Consider the following 18,771-nt stretch of genomic DNA (forward strand, 5'->3'; position numbering starts at 1 on the left):
CTTTCCGGGCCTCCTTCTCAGCGTTCATGGCTAACGCCGTGACTGACATGCTCGCGGGCGCGGTCGGGCAGGGCGCCAAGGCTCGCGTAGACAAATCATGAGGATTTGCTCCGAATGGCCGATTTTGGAAACGAAAACTCTCAGACTCACGAGTTAGCCACACCAACCCGCTAGCAGCCCACTTCCAGCGCACTCCACCCTTTAAGACCCCATTAATTCAATTTTATTTGCACAATTATAATTGCCGCATTAGGCTGGTCCCATGATCACCCCAGATACCGCACCCACCACCCAAACCCCAACCCAATCCCTGTGGCGCCAGCACGACTACCGAGCCTGGTTCGTCGGCGACACCTCCTCTCAGCTCGCCGGCGCCCTGCGCGCTTTTGCGCTTCCGCTCGCAGTCGTCGCCCTCACCGGCTCGGCCACGCAGGCGGGCCTCATCGCCACGGCCTCCCAGGTCATCGGCATCATTTGCATGGTGCCGGGCGGCGTGATCACCGACCGGGTGGACCGCCGCAAGATCCTCTACCTCTTTGCCACGCTCGGCACGGTCATCTGGTCAGCGATCGCGATTCTCTTCGTCACCGGCGCCCTCAGCTTCCCCGTCCTCATCACGCTGACCTCGCTGGGCGCCATCAACGCCGGCCTGTTTGGCCAGGTCACGGACGCGATCCTCCGCACGCTTGTCCACGGCGAGGACCTCGTCAAGGCCAGCGCCGCCAACCACGGCCGCGACGCCACCATCGAACTCGGCGCCCCACCCATCGGCGCCGCCCTCTACGCCCTGGGCGCGTGGGCACCCTTCGCCGCCTCAGTTGTCGGCTACCTCCTCCTTGGCCTGTGCGGCTCCCTCATCCGCCGCGACCTCCGCCCGCGCACCACCCCCGCCGAACCGGCCACCCCCGCCGAACCAGCCTCCACCACAGCACCTGCCCCGGCCACCACCCGCGTCGACGACGCCACCGGCCCGACCGTCGTCGTGAAAGCGTGGACCACCTTCACCACCGACGTCCGCGACGGCTTCGCCTACCTGCGCGAACACCCCACGATCTTGCAATTGCTGGCACCACTGTCAGTGGCGAACATCGGGTTCCTCGGCGCGCAGCACGCGATCACGTACGCGCTGGTGCTGGACGGCCGGTCGCCGGGCACAATCGCGGGCTATAACATGGCGATCGCGGTGTTTGCACTGGTCGGATCCGCGCTGGCGGGCCGGTATTCGAACCGCTTCCGCACGGGGCGGGTGTTCACGGTGGCCATTCCGGCGTCGGCGTTGGTGCTGATCCCGGCGGTGTTCAGCCGCGAGCTCGTGGTGATCATCCCGTGCATGGGCCTGTACCTCATGGCCGCGATCACCACTGCGGGCCACCACTCCATCATTTTCTCCACGGCGCCCGACCACATGCAGGGCCGGCTATGGGCGGCGTTTGGGCTGATCACGTCGTTGCCGATGGCGGCCGGCCCCACCCTGGCCGGCGTGCTGCTCGACCGGGGTGCCTACAGCGTGGCTATGGCGGCGTTCATCGTGGTGATGGTCGTGCCTTTGCTCACCTGGTCGGCGATGCCGCGGGTGCGCTCGCTGCCGCGCCCAGGCGAGTGGTCTAATGTGGAGCTATGACGAACATAGCCACCCCGGAGGTCGTGGCCGCGCTGGCCAATCCCGTGCGGCTCAAGCTCCTGTACGAGATCACGGCAGCCGGGCGCGCCCGCACCTCCGACCTCGCGCAGGCCGTGGAACTCGCGCCCAACAAGGTCTCCTACCACCTGAAGAAACTCGGGGCGGCCGGCGTCGTGACCAAGCAGCCCGGCGACGACGCCCGCGAAACCTGGTGGTCCGCCGTCCCGGGCGGGTGGCAGGTCGACGACCCGGAGCTCGCCCCCGGCCTCACCGCCGCGCTCACCCTCCTCGACCAGCACGTCCGCGACCGCTCAGAGGCCTTCGCCGCCCAGCAGCGTGACGCCGGCGTCGTCCTCCCCTTCGCCAACGGCGACACCGTCCTCACCCTCAGCCTCGACGACGCCCGCACACTCGCCGACGAACTTTCCGCACTTGTCGAGCGGTATGTGGGGCGCCCGGCGACGCCGGACGAAGACACCCAGCCGGCAGGCGCCGGGCCAGCCGACGCCAAGCCCGCCGATGCCGGGCCGGGCGCGATCCGCTACGACTTCCGATTCTCGCTCCTGCCGATTGGATACGCCGCGCCCGCCAAGGAGTAGAGGTAAGCGAACATGACACTTGAGACCGAACGACTACTCTTGCGCCAATGGGAAGAACGCGACGCAACCGACCTCTTCCACTACGCCAGCGCCCCCGCCATAGGTCCGATGGCGGGGTGGCCACCGCATAAGAGCGTTGAGGAAAGCCTCGGAATCATCAGAAACTTCCTGGACGGCCCGGAGGCGTATGCCATGTGCCTGAAAGATGACGGCAGACTTGTCGGATCTATCGAACTCAAGGTCGACAGCAAGGACACACCCGCCGACGAGTGCAACCTCGGCTTTTGGATCGGCCAACCGTACTGGGGCCGTGGGCTCACACCGGAAGCCGCCCGGGAGATTCTTCGCCACGCCTTTGAAGACATCGGCATCACTAAGGTCTGGTGCAGGTTCTACGACGGCAACACCCAGTCAAAGCGCGTCCAGGAAAAGCTCGGCTTCGTGCATGTTGAGACTCTCCACGACGTCGACATCCCGCGGTTACACGAGAAGCGAACCGTTCACGTCAACGCGATGACCAGGGACGCATGGCTTGCACGACAGCGACGCGCCTGACGGCGCCGGGGCTGCGGTAAATTGGCGCCGCCCGGGCGATATCCGCTATTCTGATCAAGCCTGGAGATGTGGCTGAGTGGTCGAAAGCGCTCCCCTGCTAAGGGAGTAGCCGTGGAAACGTGGCTCGCGGGTTCAAATCCCGCCGTCTCCGCCCAGCGCCCGGAAACCGCGCGAAATCAACGTTTCCGGGCTTTTCCTTGTCCGCGAATGACTAAACAATTTCGGGCCTTGCCACGCCCTCGCAAGCTAGCCCTCAAAGACCCGGACTTTCCGTGTCCTAGCAACGAAAAATCCAAGTATTAGACCCACATTTTGCCTATTGAACCAAGGCTCTGATACCCAATCGAGCGAGCCACTTAACAACAGTGGACGATTTTGACGCCATGACCTCATATAGGAAAGATGGCGCCAAAATCGTCCAGTGAATTTAATTGGCTCTTCCCAATTAGGGGTGAGGCTTGGGATCCGCCGGGCCGGACGCCGATAATCCGTGCCGCCGGCCCACGCGCTGCCCGACACCGGCCCCAGGTCGTGCCCGGTACCGGCTGCGGCCGACACAACTCGTGAACCTAAGATCCGCCAGGCCTCTACAGAAATCGCCAGCCGGTATATTCACGAGTTCTGCCGAATACCCTCGATCGAGAAGATCCCTAGATAGATAACTGCAACCCAGTGGTTGCATGCTTGTATGATAAGGAGGCTCGCCATAGGCATCTATGACCAGCTCGGGATCGACGTCACCGCCCCGGCACACTCAGCTCAATCGAGATGTATACCCAGCTTCGCCAGGTCACGACATGACTTGTGGAAATCCGCAAGGAGCGCGAGATGCGCCAGGAAGATCTGGCCAAGGAGCTGATAATCTCCCACCAGGAGGCGGCGAAAATCGAAGATCCGCGCAACAGCTCGAAAATGTCCACCCTCATCGGATACGCTCTTGCGGTCGGCGCCGGATTGACATCCAGGTCCACAAGGACGACACCCATTCTTGCGGCCCCGCGAACGACCCCAAGCGCGCTCGCTCCGGCGTAAAAACTCGTGAGCCTGAGAGCAAGACCGCCGGTTTTCCCGACGAAAACTCTCAGACTCACGAGTTAGCAACAGCGCCCGTTAGTTCAGCTCCACCTTCTTGTTCCACGAGCGGCGCGACAACCACAGGAACACCACGATCATGATCGCCATGCCAACGAACATGCCGAGCGGCATCACTTCGCTGTCCGGGTCGGCGGCGATGAGCTGCGCCATGCCATAGTGGACGAACTCGGGGGCCCCGCCCCTCTCGATCATCGACATGTCGAGCCCGAACGGCACTGCCGCCAGCGAGATCACCGCCGCCACCTGCCACGCGATCCATGCCACGATCGCGACGACGATCGGCCCGCCCGCGCCCATCCGGCCGAAGCGCCCCTCGCTTCCCACGGTGGCGACGAACGTGAAGAACACCGGCCACATGAAGAACACTCCGATGAGCAACAGTGGGATGACCAGCCCATACAGCACCGGGACCGGGACCACCTGGCCCGCATTCCGCAGCACCTCACCCACAACGGCGAACAGGTTCGGATCGGGATCGAAGAAGGCGGCGCCGAGCGTCGTGCCTACGACGAACCACACGAGCGCAAGCAGCAGGAAGTCGATCACCAGCGCCACGGCGGTCACAATCATCGCCCACCCCAGCTTCGTCCAGTAGATCGTGGAGCCCTTGACCGGGATCGCGTGCGTCAGATAGCCCTCCGAGCGGAAGCTGGAGCGCCAAAAGTCCACAGCCAGGATGATCTGCAGGGCCGGGACCAGCACGATCACCGGCAGCAGGCCGAGCACCACGCCGAATTCATTAAGAACCGGGATGCGAAACGCCATGAGCGCACACCCGAGCGCGATGGCGGCGAGGGCGGCGCCGACCACGACTCCGATAATCCCGCGCGTACGGATAAATTCATGCTTGAGCAGTTTGCCGATCATCGGTACACCTTTCGGAAGAGCTGGTCGATGCTGAGGCCGTGTTCGGAACGGAGGTCGTCGGCGTCGCCGGTCATGGTGATCTGGCCGTGGCGCATGAAGACGACCGTGTCGAGAGCCGGCTCGAGGTCGTGGACGAGGTGGGTGGACATGACGAGGAGCGAGTCGGATTCGAGGTTGTCGAGGATCGCTTGGAGGATGCCTTCGCGGGCGGCGGGGTCGACGCCGCTGATGGGCTCGTCGAGTAGGTAGAGCTTCGCGCGGCGCGCCATCGTCAGCGAGACCTGCACCTTTTCCCTCATGCCCTTCGACATCTCCGACAGCTTCATCGACTCATTCAGCCCAAAGTTGCCGATCATGTCGAGGGCGCGGGCGCGGTCGAAGTCCGCGAACAGGTCGTCGTAAAGGTCGAGGCAGTAGCGCACGGCGAGCTTGCGCGGCAGGAATTCGCTATCGGGCAGGAACGCGGTGACTGCCTTGGTCTCCGGCCCGGGCGCGTTGCCGAGCACACGCACCTCGCCGCTGTAGCCGGCGTTGACGCCGGCGATGGTCTTGAGCAGCGTGGTCTTGCCGCAACCGTTTTCGCCGAGGAGCCCGACGATGCGGCCGGCCTCCAGGTCCAGGTTGACGTCGGCGAGCGCCTGGACGTCGCCGTAGCTCTTGCGCAGGTCGCGGATGTGGAGCAGCGGTTCACGCTCGTTCATGGGTTATCTCCCTTCGGGGTTGAGGTCGTAGCTGTGCCAACTCGAGGTGATGAGCTGCTGCGCTTGTTCGTGGGTGAGGCCGAGGCCGCGGGCTGCGCGGATGTAGTCGTCGGCCGACAATTGGGCGAGTTCGATGCGCAGGGCGTCGACCCGTTCGGCGCTGTCGGTGATGAATCTGCCGGCCGTGCGCTCGGTGCGGCACAGCTCGCGGCGTTCGAGTTCGGCGAGTGCGCGCTGGGCGGTGTTGGGGTTGACCCCGAGCTCCGCCGCGAGTTCCCGCACGGAGGGCACGCGCGCGCCCGGCGCCCATGCGCCGCTAACGATCCGGCGGGTGAATTCGTCCACCAGCTGCATCCAAATCGGGATTCCGGCTTCGAAGTCCACGTACACCACCTTCCTTTGTGTTGCTGTATTACGCACATAATACACCGACACAGTTACGCAGGGCAAGGCCCTCTTCACGACGACGGTCGGCCCATTTCACTGCGCTGGGCTCAGCTCACACCCACCCGGCGTGGGCAACTGGTGAATCTGGGACCGAAAGGACCGATTTTGGCAACGAGAGCTTCCAGACTCACCGGTTAGCAACACGAGCCCGACAGGTCACCCCTCGGGCACTGGCCGGGCTGGACAAGCCAGGGCGGCGGGCACGGGCGCCCGCCACCGCAACAGGAACACGTGCTAGTCGGCCCGCGTGCGGTCCTCCCACGCGGTCTCGATCAGTTCGCGCAACACGGATTCGTCAAGCTCGTCAAAGGCTGGCAGCACAATCGCATTCCGCCCAAACGGCACCGACCCCAGCCGGGCCAGGATCGGCGCGTAGTACTCGGAGTAGCGGCGCAGCACGAGCACCAGCTTCGTGCCCCGACGGGAAAACCCGATCTCGAACCCATCCGGCGACGACTCATCCACACACACCGGCACCTTCTCCCCGAACCCGATGACGGACGGCCCCCACATCACGGCTTCGTGCCCCGTCACGGACTTCAGCAGCCCGTACAGTGCCCGCGCGTCCGCCTGTAGCTCGGCGGGGAATCGGTCCACGACCTCACAGGGGTCCAGCCGGGTCTGCGCCTCCATGCCGATCCCTCCTTCGTTTGGCCTCCTGCCGGCATTCTATCGGCCGCGTCCGCCCAAGTGGCGGGTGCCACCTTGCCCCTTCCGCACGACGCCGCCCGCCCGGCTCCCCGCCCACCCTCCAGCTTCTCCCCACCCCACCCCGCTTTCACGTCACCAACCCGGCAACCACGCCCACCCCCGTTTCACGTCACGCAAAGCCTTTTCTCGTCACTCAAATCGCGGATTTAGGTGACGAGAACACACTTTGCGTGTGCCGAAACGGCGATAGCCCGCGCGAGGGCGAACACCGGCCTCGACGTCGTCGTTGATAACAATTCGGTAACATCTTGATATTGAGACAATCCGCCGGCGAAAACCTTCCTAGGATGGCACCAAGCCCCCGAGGACACAACGTCGTGCCCTCGGGCATCGCTTCACCGCCGCACCAGGCCAGCCGCACAAAACCCACCAAGAGAGGTCGTCATGAGCACGCCGAATCTCATCAAAGACTCCCCCATTTCCGCAGGTTCCCAAGACCACCACGACGAAACGATCATGCCCCAAGGCCACCCCTGGCTGCGCCACCTCGGCGGGCTGGCGGCCGGCGTCGTGGCCGGGCTGATCGTCTACTTCATCTTCCCCAAAGAGCTCTCCGCCTCCCTGCTCGAGCAATTCGCCGCGAAGGAGATGGATACCAGTGCCACCAACATCGCCATCACCGCGGGCATCGCGGTCATGATGGGCGTGTGGTGGATGACCGAAGCGATCCCGCTGGCCGCCACCGCGCTCGTGCCCGTCACGCTCTTCCCCATCTTCGGGATCATGAGCTTCAAGGAGGCCGGCGGCGCCTACGCCTCCTCCACGATCTTCCTGTTCATGGGCGGGTTCTTCCTCGCGCTCGCCATGCAACGGTGGAACTTCCACCGGCGGCTCGCGCTCACCATCGTGCGGGCGATCGGCACGAAGCCCACGCGGCTCGTGCTCGGGTTCATGGTGGCCACCGGCTTCCTCTCGATGTGGGTGTCGAATACCGCGACCGCCGTCATGATGCTGCCGATCGGCATCTCCGTGCTCTCCACGATCGGGCATGTCGGCGACGACGACGGCCCCCGCCTGTCCAACTTCGGCACCGCGCTCATGCTGGGGATCGCGTACGCGGCGTCGATCGCGTCGCTGTCCACGCTGATCGGCACGCCGCCAAATGCGCTGCTGCGCGGGTACCTGCAGGACACGCATGACATCACGCTGTCGTTCGGCAAGTGGATGCTCTTCGCCACCCCGATGGCCTGGCTGTTCCTGCTGGTGGCCTGGCAGCTGCTGGTGCGGGTGTACAAGCCCGAGGTGAGCGAGATCCCCGGCGGTAAGGAGCTCATCGAGCGCGAGCTGCGCGACATGGGGCCAATGTCCGCACAGGAGAAGATCGTTGGCCTGATCTTCGTGGCCGCCGCTGCCGCCTGGATCATCATCCCCACCTTCTGGCCCGACGGCCCCATCTCCGACTCCACGATCGCCATGATCCTCGCGATGGTCCTCTTTATTACGCCGGCCAAGCCGAGCGAGGGCGTGGCAATCCTGGATTGGGAGACCGCCAAGCACATCCCGTGGGACGTGCTTCTGCTGTTCGGTGGCGGCCTGTCACTGTCTGCAGCGTTCGGGAGCTCGGGGCTGTCGGTGTGGATTGGCGAGGTGGCCGGGTCGATGGCCGGGCTGCCCACGATCATCATCATCGCCGGCGTGGCCGCGATCGTCATCTTCCTCACCGAAATGACGTCCAACACCGCCACCGCCGCGGCCTTCCTGCCGATCATCGGCGCCGTGGCGATCGGCATGGGCGTGGACGTGCAGCTGCTCGTGATCCCGGTGGCCCTCGCCGCCACCTGCGCCTTCATGCTTCCCGTGGCCACTCCGCCGAACGCGATCGCCTACGGCTCGGGCTACATCTCCATCGCACAGATGGTCAAGGCCGGCCTGTGGCTCAACATCCTCGGCATCGTGATGATCACGGTGTGGACGCTGGTGTTCGGGCCGATGCTGCTGGGCTTCAGCCTGTAGGCGGGCGGCCGGCGCGGGCGGGGCCACAGCTCCGGGCGGAGGACGCGGGGCCGGTTTCGTCGGCCCAGAGCCCCGTTCCGACGGCGCGGTCGGCGCGCGTCCGATCCCGGGTTTCGCAGGCTCGGCTCACCGCCCGCCTCGCCTCCGCTTTCGGTTTCACGTCACGCAAAGTGTTTTCTCGTCACTCAAATCAGGGGTTTACGTGACGAGAAAACACTTTGCGTGTGTCGAAACGGTGGGGCTGACCGCCGCACGCAACCTCGGGCCAGCAGGCGGCACGTAATCAAGACCACGCCGGCCCAAGTGGCATCTCGCGGGTTTGGCGCGTAAAGTAAACGCTGTTCAAGAGAACAAAGCGCCCGTAGCTCAACGGATAGAGCGTCTGACTACGGATCAGAAGGTTGGGGGTTCGAGTCCCTCCGGGCGCGCACATCGGCTCAGTGGTTGATCTAGAATCCCGCTGAGCCGTTTGTTTTGCCGAAACTAGGCTTAGGCTTATCGGCTTATCGGCCAGATTGCGTTTGATTTCGGGCTATCTTTCGTTGCTACAAAGCCAAAAAGTAAGAGTTAGATTCGGTCTAACTTGAGTTCGGGTTTATAGGCCAGACTGGGCTTACCGGGCTCTTCCCAAGTAGCAACTGGGCCGGCTACCCGGATTATCGGCGCCCTGCTCGGCGGGCCTCGCCCTACACCTTTAATTGGGAAGAGCCGCTTGCGGACGCTGGCCCGAGTACCGGCCTCCACTCAATCTTTCCGGGACGATCTGAGTCACATCTGCGCATGTGTGCAGACGTGGCCGAAATCGTCCCGCAAGCACCTCGCCGTCCTTCAGCCTTGGCCCGGCTCCCCCTCGGCCAGTTGCCACCGCCGGCCCAGGTACCCATCCAAGCCGACCAACAGCAGTGCGATGAACCCCACCATGGCCAGCCCGCCCTCCAACCCACGGGTCTCAAACGCGGTCTGCTTCCCGTAGAACATAAAGCCGGTGGCCAGGCCAACCAGCACGTCGAGGACGTAGCGCCAGCGCGCCGGCACCCGCCGCACGTGGCGAGCGGACAGCCCGCCCAGCGCCTGCCCAAGCAACCTCCTCTACAGGAAGTGCGCCCGCAGTTCCTCCGCACTCACGGCCGACAGCTCCCCGAGCGTCACATCAAACGCGGTGATCGCCCCGGTCTGCCCGCCGGCGGCCTTCCGGGCCACTGCCCGCGCGAAGGCCACGAGCACCGACCCCGTGAATTCGGGATTCGACCCAAGTTCGAGGCTGAACGTGACTGTGGCGGCGACGTCGTCGTCCGTCATCCCCGTGCGGATCACCTGGCCGCCGTGCGGCATGCCGGCGTGGTCGGCGGCGAGTTCGGCGGCGGTGAGGAAGGTGACGGTGGTGTCGTAGTCGGCGAAGTAGTTCGGCATCTCAACGATGGCGCGCTCGATGGCGGCGCGGTCGGCGCCCTCCTCGGCCACCACGTAGCACGCGCGCTTGTGCATGGTGCGCGGGGTGAGGTCGACGTCGCTGTGCTCCTTGACCGCCGCGACCGTCGCCTCGACGGGGACCGTGTACTGCTTGGCGTCAACGACGCCGGGGATGCGGCGGATCGCGTCCGAATGCCCTTGCGAGACACCGGGCCCCCAGAACGTGGTGGTGGCACCGGTGGGGAGGACGGCGTCGCCGAGCACGCGCAGCATCGAGAACAGGCCCGGGTCCCAACCGGCGGAGATCAGGGCGAGGGTGCCGGCGGCGCGGGCGGCGTCGTCGAGCGCGGTGAAGTGGGCGGGGATGTTGGCGTGGGTGTCGAAGGAGTCGACCGTGTTGAACAGCGCGGCGACGGCGGGGCCCTGGACGTCGAGGTCGGTGGCGGAGCCGCCGCAGTTCACGACGACATCGAGCCGGCCCACGTACTCCTCCATGCGGTCGACGTGCACGACGGGCGTGCCGAGGGTGGTGACAGTGGCGGGATCGCGGCGAGTAAAGACGACGACGCCCTCCACGCCCGGTTGGCGGCCGAGCGCCAGTTCCACGCCGCGGCCCAGATTGCCGTACCCGTTGATGCCTACACGAATCATGAGCCCCTCTTTCGCTGGTGAACTAGTGCCTAGTGTGGCAAAACTGCGAGCGGAAGAGAAGGGCGGGTCACGGAGCGGACGGTGGGGGTCGGACTGGTTCGACAGGACATGATGCGGCACGTTAAGAACCACCACTTCGTGTCTGTATTCGGCTGCGTGAGAATTACCTGCCCGTGGGAGGAAAAGCCTGGAATCTGTTCGCTTTCCCCCTGATAGACTTCGCAACGCTTACTGGCACGTCAAGCGCGCGCTGGGAATCAGTTCGCTTTCCCCCTGATAGACTTCTCATCGCGCTCATCGTGGACGCCGCGCAGCTGGGAATCAGTTCGCTTTCCCCCTGATAGACTTCAAGCCCTGCGATCTCTGCAGCGCGCGCTCGCTGGGAATCAGTTCGCTTTCCCCCTGATAGACTTCTCCGCAAGTGGTCGAACTTCGCTCACCTGCTGGGAATCAGTTCGCTTTCCCCCTGATAGACTTCTACTCGATGCACTCCCTACGTCACAGGTGCTGGGAATCAGTTCGCTTTCCCCCTGATAGACTTCCACCTCCTATAAGGGAGAGCGCCCGCACGCTGGGAATCAGTTCGCTTTCCCCCTGATAGACTTCCGTGTGCTGGACATGGTGTGGTCGAACTGCTGGGAATCAGTTCGCTTTCCCCCTGATAGACTTCTCCTAAAAGTCTCTGTCCTGTCTTACCTGCTGGGAATCAGTTCGCTTTCCCCCTGATAGACTTCTCCTAAAAGTCTCTGTCCTGTCTTACCTGCTGGGAATCAGTTCGCTTTCCCCCTGATAGACTTCGCGGCGCATAGCCAATTAGCCGTAAACAGCTGGGAATCAGTTCGCTTTCCCCCTGATAGACTTCTCCGCGCCACGAACGACACACTCGCGGCGCTGGGAATCAGTTCGCTTTCCCCCTGATAGACTTCGTGCTCGACGCCGCCGCCGATCTTTCCCGCTGGGAATCAGTTCGCTTTCCCCCTGATAGACTTCTGACGTCGGGGATGTGGTCAACCTCAACGCTGGGAATCAGTTCGCTTTCCCCCTGATAGACTTCTGCGCCTCAAGCGCGACTCGAACGGCCAGCTGGGAATCAGTTCGCTTTCCCCCTGATAGACTTCGCGCCGATGGCGTCGTTATTAACCCGCAGCTGGGAATCAGTTCGCTTTCCCCCTGATAGACTTCAGGCGGCCCGTGAGCTCAACAAGAAAGCGCTGGGAATCAGTTCGCTTTCCCCCTGATAGACTTCGGTGCAAGCAAGGGAGGGGCGCAAAAGGGCTGGGAATCAGTTCGCTTTCCCCCTGATAGACTTCACACGAAAATGTTCAAGATTGATGATGCGCTGGGAATCAGTTCGCTTTCCCCCTGATAGACTTCAGGGGGAAAGGTTTCCCCTACCATGACGCCACAATCTAGCCATTTGATATCAGAAAAACATGAGCTGCTCAGGCTCTTCCTGGATCGTTTCCTCGGTTGCGTTGAAGAATCTGATGGTATTTGCCCACTGCTTATCCGATACATGTAGGATCCTGATCTCACCCTGCGGTGGCACACCCGACTTAATGAGTGACACGGTTCTGCTCGACAAGACTCCCGACGGTGAGTACTTCGCATAAACGCTGTACTGAGTTCTCACAAAACCATTATCAAGCAGGAGGTTTTTGAAACTGGTGTACTGGCGACGGTTCTCCTTCGTCTTCGTAGGCAGATCAAACATTACTACGCACCACATTGGCTCATCTGCCATCACACAACACCGCACCAAGGCTCGGTGTCTAGCTTCGCAACGTCACCTTCGACATACCTACCGTATTGTTGGGCAAGTGCAGCGAAGGACGACGGAATCCGAGTGCCGTCAGACGCAAATACGCGTGATGCGGTGCCGACAAGATGATGCCGTACCTCCGGGTCTTCGATCGGAGCATCACAAGGTAACTCAAAGACAGCTGCATCAACAGCTGGCCTAAAAGGTTCCATCAAATCATCAACGAGTGAAAAGTAGTTACCTCTTCCACGATGGAATACTCCCAGTGTGGGCGATAGCCCTGCTCCCATCACTGCTCGAATGCCATGCCCGCGCAGAATCGTGTAGGCATAATCAAGGTGGGCGTTTCGAACGAATTGTCCCTCCCTACCCTGGCCCGGTACTCGCCTAAACCGCTCTTGTGGGCTTAGCGCCTGCCAGTAGATTCTCGCCGCGCGAGCCTCAACGTTGGCGGGATCGCCCGACCTCACCTCATGAACCAAAGCGGTCAAATCGCGTGCCTGAGCTAGCCCTTGGGCTTGAAGCACTTTGGCTTGACCCGCGACCTTCGCCTTAACGATCCTTCCCCACGCGTTTTTCTTCCGTGGAACAGAAAGGTTAGCCTGCGCCAGGTGCCTCGCTCCGACACGGCTATGGTCATTGTTCGGGTATGCAGCCCCCTCAGGGACACCTTTCCAATCGCAGAACAGAACCGCGATGTCGTTTTCCAGTAACCTATGCATCACAGCCGATGAGAATGAGACATTAATCCCCACGATCACCACAGCGACGTCCGCTACTGGTACAACAACCGGGGCTTCGCCCTGGCGGGTGATTTCGATTGCTCCACGTAAGGAACCGATTCTCCCCGTCATTGATGAGCAATCAATCACCCGCCAGCGTTGCACGTCTGTTACCCCCTTATTGCAAAAGAACTTGGAAGCCCTCGAGCGGAATTCACTCGCTCACTACCAAGGGCGTTTCTCCTGACGACTCTTAGATGCCTCGATTTTACAAGCACTCCCAGCTCAACGATCCAACCCGTCTTTGAGGCGATGATTTTATGCGATCCTGCAGAGTACTCGCCCGTTTCGATACCTTCACTCGACAACTGAGAGGGCCTCAAACGCAACTTCGAATTCGTTGTAAAACCTTTGACAACCCAACTATGCGTGGACGGGAAATCCTCGAGGAGTTGACCAATCGCATGCTTGTGGAAGCTCGGATCCGACAGATCAATATCGAGTTCGGTACCTGCGACCAGCCATCCAAGGTAGTCGGCATTCCCATTAATAACAGCATCTCGAACTTCAGGTCTAGCATCGCGCATTGAGATCGTTTCCGGCCCAAGGTCCACGCTGAAGAGATCCTCGTTTCGATGCCTAAGGAGGTCAGAGGCAAATACCCGCACCATTCCGTAGGTGTCACTCTTTGCTCCGGGAATACGATAGATCCTTGCGTGGTGGATCGTATTTCCGACCTTAGCGTAACCTCCTCGAACCGAGATTGCCGCGATATTCTTCGGCAGAATCCTTAGGTCGTCGTCGGGACCGAACCACTCACTTTTTACGCGAAGGCGCCTCTTCTGAATTCTCCGGCAGTCCTTCTATTTCGGAGAAGTCCGGGTCACGCGAAAGGGCGATCCACATTTGGGGAGTGCTCGATCGATCTATCTCATCTCGCGTCCAGGCCTCTCCAACTCGCTTAGGATCGAGCTTACTAATGGTGGCGTCATGGGCAGCGCTGTCGCCTAGCCGCAATCGCACATTCTGCATGACCGGGATTTCGTCACGTGCCAACGCTGTATTGAACAATTGGAGCAGTCGATTCATCTTGTTGAGCCACTGCCCAAACTGTAACTGATGCGCGGCATCCTTACCACGGTAGTCTTTCCATGCATTTGTGAAGTCACGGGTCTGTTGCGCGGCAGTCTTCATGCTCTGCCTTTCGGCGAGCGTTTGAGCAACATAGTCCGACATCAACGCAATAACCGCAGCATCCATTGCATGGTGCCGGCGATCGAGCCGCGTCTTCCCGCGTCCGCCGATTAGCTCAACCCGGTTCTCGAACCCCGACGCACGGCGCGCTTCAGCAGTGATCGCGCCTCGGAAGACACGCACCTTGACGTCCGCGCCGCCATAGTGACCGACAATTCGATCACGTAGCTCATTGGCCATCCAGGCGACGGACTCGATTGACCGGTTATCGATCGGCTCGTCTGCCTCCGTTCTCCGCAAACGTGTTCTGACATCTTGCTTAAAGTTACGGTTCTGTTTTGGGCTCAACCCTAGATCATCAATGAAGCCACGCACGCGCTTAACAGCTTCTTCGATGCTTACCCCCGGCCTAGATTGCTGGCTTGCCCAAACAGCGAACGGGAGATTGGACTTCGACTTATTACAGATTTCGCACACCGCCGCAAGGTTGTCTCGCGTGTTTGTGGAGCCTGCTCCCTTTCGAGGAACAATATGATCCATCTCTGCGTTTTCAAAGGTAATCACGGCGCCGCAATAGAGACACTGCGAATTCTGGCGTCTGATAGCGAGGTAACGCGTGATATCGCTCCTGCGCATCTTCGATGTAATGCCAAGGTTCTGATGTGCCTCTTCCAAAACCCTCTGGTTGCGTTCATGCCTCTTCTTGAGGTCCTTTTCGTACTCGCGAACCATAGACTCAGAGGAGAACCCGGATCGAATGTGCTCGATGTTGACAGACTTAGGTGTGCCCCACTTTCGCTCAACTGCCATAAGCCATCGGTTGACGATCTTGAAAACCCGGTCAACGGCAGGATTGCCAACCGGTTCGCCAATTGGGGAGGTCGGCGGTGTCCAGGAATCCTCAACATTGAACTCGATCTTTCGAGCTTCGTGCACATCCAAGGAATCCTTAAGCATTCGCTGAGTTAGGCGCTCCAGCGAATCTACCGAATATGCGGCACGCCCTGCAGGCAGAGAGATCTGGGATATCTTTTCCAGCACTGTCTCGTCTTGTCGCTCAAGAAACTCACGTACCGCTTCGGCCCCTAGCGTTGATTCATCCAACTCATCGGCGTTTGAAAGGGCGATCACCATCGCGGCTTGTTCGTCAGGGTTTGCCTGACCCCACCAGTTGACGAGCGGCATGATCTTTGATGCTCGAATGCGTCGATCAGTCGTGTTGACCGGCGGGAAAGCCGCTGGCCGCTCTCCTTCGACCGCGACCTTTGCCGTACCGACAAGATGCTTTCTTTCAACACCAATACATTCAGCCACGTCATTCCAGGTCACACCATCTTCGACGACGCCGCTCATAAGCAGCTCAATCGCCGTAGCCTTTTCCTCCGCCGTCAGTACACGAGTCTGCCCATCTTCCTTGATTCGAAGGTTCGCAATCACCGAGACAATCCGAAAACGCTGAAAGACTGGATGCGCCTTTTGTGCTCGATCCTTATCCTGTTGTCCGGGTAACGCATCCTTTCCAACGCGTTTACCCGCCGTGCCCTTCGGACTCTCTGACTCGAAGACCCAGGAGATCAGTTGCTTGACGAAATCTGGATCTAGCTCCTGCACACGGCCTATCTTGATGAGCTCTCCCGCGTTGTCGCTCTGCATGAGTTTCCCGCCGAAAACACCTATCTTTTCCTCGCCGGCAACGCTCTCACCGTCTTTGACAGCGCGCTCCTTATATTTCACCCCCAAGGCACTGCGAAGCCTATTTCCTGGGTTCAGCCCCAGATTCACCACGACCTCGGCAGGAGTCGTGTCGTCGTCGAACACGACGCCGCTCTTCTCGGTCACCCTCTGCTTCATGTCTTCAAGCTGAGAACTCGGCGGCTTCGCAATGAACAGGGTGCTGACATCAGCGTATGGCGATCGCCAGCCTCGGTGCCTTGCCATGTGTCGCACGGCAATCGATAGGGCACGATTAAGATCCTCACCTTCAAGTTTCTCCGTCACCAGCTGGTATCGAACGTTCCACGGCAGATACGGATCCGTCAACTCCTCGTGATCAACAATCGGCCACCCCAGGCTCCTGAGGCGACGATCAAGCTGATCGAGCCGCTTGCGGCGCCGCTGGATCAGCCTGCGAGTTCGACGCGCCACCCCAGAATTAGCTAGCCGAGTAATAGCGGCTTTTGCTTGCTCCGGGTCTACGCCAGAGTCGTGAAGCATGACGACCGAATTGAGAATGCGAACAGGCAAATCCTGGCCATCAACTTCTATCGCAGCCAGTCCAACGGAGTTGGTTCCCACGTCAATACCAATACGATAATTTGTGTCTTGAGTCATAGGGACATCCTAGCCACAGGCTCCGACAAAACGATCCAAATGAAACGGGGTGCCGTCAGGCACCCCGTGGAGCATTCGGAATCCCAAACATGGGGACCCTTACTGAGAATCAGTTCGCCTTCAACTCTAATCGGACTCTGTACAGACCGTCAACTGGCAAGAAACCGGCACAACTTTGCCATAGCAGTGGTAGCACAATCGAAGTCTTCCGTCCTTGGAAGCCGAAAAGGCACCTACGCCATCGCCCCGGCTCGCCCGTGCTCTCGTAACCTGCGCCTTAGGTCCTCCTCAACGGGCAAGAAGGCGGTCACGCCGTCACGCAGAAGGCTGAGCTCCCACATTTGAACGACGTGGTCAGCCCACGTCACGTTCTCACTCGGGCTCATCGCCTGGTCCAGAACCGCGCGAAGTGCCAGGCTACTGCCGGTACGCTGGGCTTCAAACCGCGCCTCGATGAAGGATTCGCGCAGGGGCTGGCCCTCCGCGAATAGCGAGCTGTCGAGCTCCCAGCCCACCTTCGCGCACACGAAAGCCTCAGGAAGTTCGTCCGCTCGCGCACGGCTGAAGCCGCTCTTGAGTAGCTCCGTCACGTCTTCCACCCCTCAGAGTTCCCGGTTACTTCAGTATGCCTCCCCACCTTTCCGCCAAAACAGGGGTCTGGACAACGGGCCCAACCCCAAGTTGTTTCAAGTTGTTTGCGAAGTTGTTTCAAGCGGTTGTTTGACGCGGCTCGCGCCCCGTCAACGCCGGCCGCATCCCGATCGTCGCCACCCGGCAGCGCCGCGTCACGCCTCGCACGCCCGCCTGAGGAGACACACCGTCTCGAAGTGCTCGGTGTGCGGGAACATGTCCACCACCTGCGCCTTCACCACGTCGAACCCGCCCATCGCCGCCACATCCTTCGCTAGCGACCGCACATTGCACGACGAGTACAGCACCGTCGCCACCCCCGACCGCGCGATCCACTCCGCCAGCTCCGGCCCGATCCCACGCCGGGGCGGATTCACGACAACGACGTCCGGCCGCTCGCCCTGCTCCCCCGCCCACGCGGTCGCATCCGCGACGACGAAGCGCGCCTCACCCCGACCGCGGGCCTGCACGCCGGTTGTTGGATCACTCTGCTTGCCGAAGCTGACGTCAGCTCGCCCGCAGGCGGCGGCGTCCGCGCCGCCGCCGGCCGTGCCAGCCAACTCCTCCGCTGACTCCCGCGCCGCCTCGACTGCCTGCTCTTCGGCCTCGACCCCGACCACGTTCATCCCCGCGCTCGCGAGCGCGAGTGCAAAACCGCCGACCCCGCAGTACAGGTCCCAGACCGTGGCCGGCCTGCCGGCCTCGCGATCCCCGGCGGCGTCCTTCTCTCCGTCAGCGCCCGTGTCCACATCCGCACCCGCGCCGGCCACCCATTCGACCGCCCGCGAGTACAGCACCTGCGCGGCCTCGGTGTTGGTCTGAAAGAACGACTTCGGCCGCAGGTTGAGAGTCAGCTCGCCGCCGGCCACTTCGAGCCGCATCGGCAGCGCCGACTCGTCGGAGATGACGATCTCCTCCTCGCCCTCGATCACCGCCTTGCGCTCAGGCTGGACGTTGAGCGACACCACGCGCGCCGCCGGTAACAGCTCCCGCAGGCGCGCCAGCTTCTTGAATAGCATCCCCTGCACGCCGCGCCTCCGCGCGACGAATCGCACCATCAGCTCCCCGCTCGGCGACTCGGTGACGATCACGTACTTGAGCACCCCGCGGTCGCTCACCGGGTCGTAGGGGTGGAATCCGCACTCGCTCACGAACTGAGCCAGCGCCGGGATGGCCAGCTGGATTCCCGGGGTGGGCAGCGGGCAGTCGCGCAAGTCCTGGCCTCCATCCGGGCCCAAGATACCGAGCTTCGGGCGGGCCGCCGTGCCCGTCACCACCAGCTTGACCTTGTTGCGGAACGTCTCCCGCCCCGAAGCCCCCGGCTCCAGCCACTCGCCGTTCATGAAGGGGGCGAGCGCCTCTTCGGCCCGCGCCTGCTTGGCGGCGAGCTGCTCATCCTGCGGGGTCTCGATCAGGGTGCAGGATCGGCAACGCCCCTGGTCATAGTAGTGACACTCGAGGAGCGGCTCGGCGGCGGCAGCGCGAACTGGAAGGGGGAATCGCATGCCCTCATCCTACCGTC

17 protein-coding genes, 2 tRNA genes and 1 CRISPR repeat array are annotated in these 18,771 nt (G+C 61.8%); of the genes, 7 read left to right on the forward strand and 12 right to left on the reverse strand.

Annotated features, from left to right (window positions below):
• Positions 1–262: 262 nt before the first annotated feature.
• The 5 genes from QPC17_RS08550 (at position 263) to QPC17_RS08570 (ending at position 3,807) form a co-directional block, all read left to right on the forward strand.
• Positions 263–1,621: an MFS transporter gene (locus tag QPC17_RS08550; RefSeq protein ID WP_285347231.1), complete on the forward strand. Its 1,359-nt coding sequence runs from the start codon at positions 263–265 to the stop codon at positions 1,619–1,621.
• Complete coding sequence (locus tag QPC17_RS08555; protein ID WP_068539031.1) at positions 1,618–2,220, forward strand: ArsR/SmtB family transcription factor; 603 nt, start codon at positions 1,618–1,620, stop codon at positions 2,218–2,220. Before QPC17_RS08550 ends, QPC17_RS08555 begins: the two co-directional genes overlap by 4 nt.
• Positions 2,221–2,232: 12 nt before the next feature.
• The gene (locus tag QPC17_RS08560; protein WP_068539030.1) at positions 2,233–2,775 is read left to right on the forward strand and encodes a GNAT family N-acetyltransferase; all 543 of its coding nucleotides are present in this window, start codon (positions 2,233–2,235) and stop codon (positions 2,773–2,775) included.
• Between the two features lie 62 nt (positions 2,776–2,837).
• A tRNA-Ser gene (locus QPC17_RS08565) sits at positions 2,838–2,926 on the forward strand.
• 677 nt (positions 2,927–3,603) lie between these two features.
• On the forward strand, positions 3,604–3,807 hold the full coding sequence (locus tag QPC17_RS08570) for a hypothetical protein (RefSeq protein WP_062612969.1): 204 nt from the start codon (positions 3,604–3,606) through the stop codon (positions 3,805–3,807).
• Positions 3,808–3,885: 78 nt separating this feature from the next.
• On the opposite strand, the gene QPC17_RS08575 is transcribed toward QPC17_RS08570, so the two are convergent.
• The 4 genes from QPC17_RS08575 to QPC17_RS08590 form a co-directional block, all read right to left on the reverse strand.
• Positions 3,886–4,737: a hypothetical protein gene (locus tag QPC17_RS08575; protein WP_285347232.1), complete on the reverse strand. Its 852-nt coding sequence runs from the start codon at positions 4,735–4,737 to the stop codon at positions 3,886–3,888.
• Positions 4,734–5,438 (reverse strand): ATP-binding cassette domain-containing protein, encoded by a 705-nt coding sequence (locus QPC17_RS08580; RefSeq protein WP_068539322.1) that lies wholly within the window; start codon positions 5,436–5,438, stop codon positions 4,734–4,736. Before QPC17_RS08580 ends, QPC17_RS08575 begins: the two co-directional genes overlap by 4 nt.
• Positions 5,439–5,441: 3 nt before the next feature.
• Positions 5,442–5,822 (reverse strand): GntR family transcriptional regulator, encoded by a 381-nt coding sequence (locus QPC17_RS08585; protein WP_062613162.1) that lies wholly within the window; start codon positions 5,820–5,822, stop codon positions 5,442–5,444.
• A 297-nt stretch (positions 5,823–6,119) separates the two neighbouring features.
• The gene (locus QPC17_RS08590) at positions 6,120–6,518 is read right to left on the reverse strand and encodes a hypothetical protein (protein ID WP_062612963.1); all 399 of its coding nucleotides are present in this window, start codon (positions 6,516–6,518) and stop codon (positions 6,120–6,122) included.
• A gap of 462 nt (positions 6,519–6,980) precedes the next feature.
• Between QPC17_RS08590 and QPC17_RS08595 the strand changes: the two genes are divergently transcribed.
• Both QPC17_RS08595 and QPC17_RS08600 read left to right on the forward strand, forming a co-directional pair.
• Entirely contained in the window at positions 6,981–8,549 is a 1,569-nt protein-coding gene (locus QPC17_RS08595) for an SLC13 family permease (protein ID WP_062612961.1), read from the forward strand.
• A 355-nt stretch (positions 8,550–8,904) separates the two neighbouring features.
• Positions 8,905–8,977, forward strand: a tRNA-Arg gene (locus tag QPC17_RS08600).
• Between the two features lie 400 nt (positions 8,978–9,377).
• Here the strand turns inward: QPC17_RS08600 and QPC17_RS08605 are convergent.
• From QPC17_RS08605 to QPC17_RS08640, 8 genes are all read right to left on the reverse strand, one after another.
• Positions 9,378–9,632, reverse strand: coding sequence for a hypothetical protein (locus QPC17_RS08605; protein ID WP_285347233.1), 255 nt, complete (start codon positions 9,630–9,632; stop codon positions 9,378–9,380).
• A 6-nt stretch (positions 9,633–9,638) separates the two neighbouring features.
• The gene (locus tag QPC17_RS08610; protein ID WP_285347234.1) at positions 9,639–10,610 is read right to left on the reverse strand and encodes a diaminopimelate dehydrogenase; all 972 of its coding nucleotides are present in this window, start codon (positions 10,608–10,610) and stop codon (positions 9,639–9,641) included.
• 185 nt (positions 10,611–10,795) lie between these two features.
• Positions 10,796–11,984: direct repeats of the CRISPR family, unit length 36 nt; unit sequence GCTGGGAATCAGTTCGCTTTCCCCCTGATAGACTTC.
• 49 nt (positions 11,985–12,033) lie between these two features.
• Entirely contained in the window at positions 12,034–12,354 is a 321-nt protein-coding gene (gene cas2 / locus QPC17_RS08615; RefSeq protein ID WP_311590625.1) for a CRISPR-associated endonuclease Cas2, read from the reverse strand.
• Positions 12,354–13,226, reverse strand: a complete 873-nt coding sequence (cas1, locus tag QPC17_RS08620; protein WP_285347540.1) for a type II CRISPR-associated endonuclease Cas1 — start codon at positions 13,224–13,226, stop codon at positions 12,354–12,356. The genes cas2 and cas1 overlap by 1 nt, the downstream gene beginning before the upstream one ends.
• A gap of 38 nt (positions 13,227–13,264) precedes the next feature.
• The gene (locus tag QPC17_RS08625) at positions 13,265–13,942 is read right to left on the reverse strand and encodes a hypothetical protein (RefSeq protein WP_489749504.1); all 678 of its coding nucleotides are present in this window, start codon (positions 13,940–13,942) and stop codon (positions 13,265–13,267) included.
• Positions 13,911–16,619, reverse strand: coding sequence for a type II CRISPR RNA-guided endonuclease Cas9 (gene cas9 / locus QPC17_RS08630; protein WP_285347237.1), 2,709 nt, complete (start codon positions 16,617–16,619; stop codon positions 13,911–13,913). The genes QPC17_RS08625 and cas9 overlap by 32 nt, the downstream gene beginning before the upstream one ends.
• A 233-nt stretch (positions 16,620–16,852) precedes the next feature.
• On the reverse strand, positions 16,853–17,209 hold the full coding sequence (locus QPC17_RS08635) for a hypothetical protein (RefSeq protein WP_285347238.1): 357 nt from the start codon (positions 17,207–17,209) through the stop codon (positions 16,853–16,855).
• Positions 17,210–17,404: 195 nt separating this feature from the next.
• Complete coding sequence (locus QPC17_RS08640; protein WP_285347239.1) at positions 17,405–18,754, reverse strand: class I SAM-dependent methyltransferase; 1,350 nt, start codon at positions 18,752–18,754, stop codon at positions 17,405–17,407.
• Positions 18,755–18,771 lie beyond the last annotated feature (17 nt).

It is taken from the genome of Trueperella bernardiae, assembly GCF_030246965.1.
GTDB lineage: Bacteria > Actinomycetota > Actinomycetes > Actinomycetales > Actinomycetaceae > Trueperella > Trueperella bernardiae.

What these genes read in the sequence shown, in the direction of transcription:
- QPC17_RS08550 (WP_285347231.1), top strand. Translation starts at nt 263, where the DNA reads ATGATCACCCCAGATACCGCACCCACCACCCAAACCCCAACCCAATCC.
- QPC17_RS08555 (WP_068539031.1), top strand. Translation starts at nt 1,618, where the DNA reads ATGACGAACATAGCCACCCCGGAGGTCGTGGCCGCGCTGGCCAATCCC.
- QPC17_RS08560 (WP_068539030.1), top strand. Translation starts at nt 2,233, where the DNA reads ATGACACTTGAGACCGAACGACTACTCTTGCGCCAATGGGAAGAACGC.
- QPC17_RS08570 (WP_062612969.1), top strand. Translation starts at nt 3,604, where the DNA reads ATGCGCCAGGAAGATCTGGCCAAGGAGCTGATAATCTCCCACCAGGAG.
- QPC17_RS08575 (WP_285347232.1), bottom strand. Translation starts at nt 4,737, where the DNA reads ATGATCGGCAAACTGCTCAAGCATGAATTTATCCGTACGCGCGGGATT.
- QPC17_RS08580 (WP_068539322.1), bottom strand. Translation starts at nt 5,438, where the DNA reads ATGAACGAGCGTGAACCGCTGCTCCACATCCGCGACCTGCGCAAGAGC.
- QPC17_RS08590 (WP_062612963.1), bottom strand. Translation starts at nt 6,518, where the DNA reads ATGGAGGCGCAGACCCGGCTGGACCCCTGTGAGGTCGTGGACCGATTC.
- QPC17_RS08595 (WP_062612961.1), top strand. Translation starts at nt 6,981, where the DNA reads ATGAGCACGCCGAATCTCATCAAAGACTCCCCCATTTCCGCAGGTTCC.
- QPC17_RS08610 (WP_285347234.1), bottom strand. Translation starts at nt 10,610, where the DNA reads ATGATTCGTGTAGGCATCAACGGGTACGGCAATCTGGGCCGCGGCGTG.
- cas2 (WP_311590625.1), bottom strand. Translation starts at nt 12,354, where the DNA reads ATGGCAGATGAGCCAATGTGGTGCGTAGTAATGTTTGATCTGCCTACG.
- cas1 (WP_285347540.1), bottom strand. Translation starts at nt 13,226, where the DNA reads ATGACGGGGAGAATCGGTTCCTTACGTGGAGCAATCGAAATCACCCGC.
- cas9 (WP_285347237.1), bottom strand. Translation starts at nt 16,619, where the DNA reads ATGACTCAAGACACAAATTATCGTATTGGTATTGACGTGGGAACCAAC.
- QPC17_RS08640 (WP_285347239.1), bottom strand. Translation starts at nt 18,754, where the DNA reads ATGCGATTCCCCCTTCCAGTTCGCGCTGCCGCCGCCGAGCCGCTCCTC.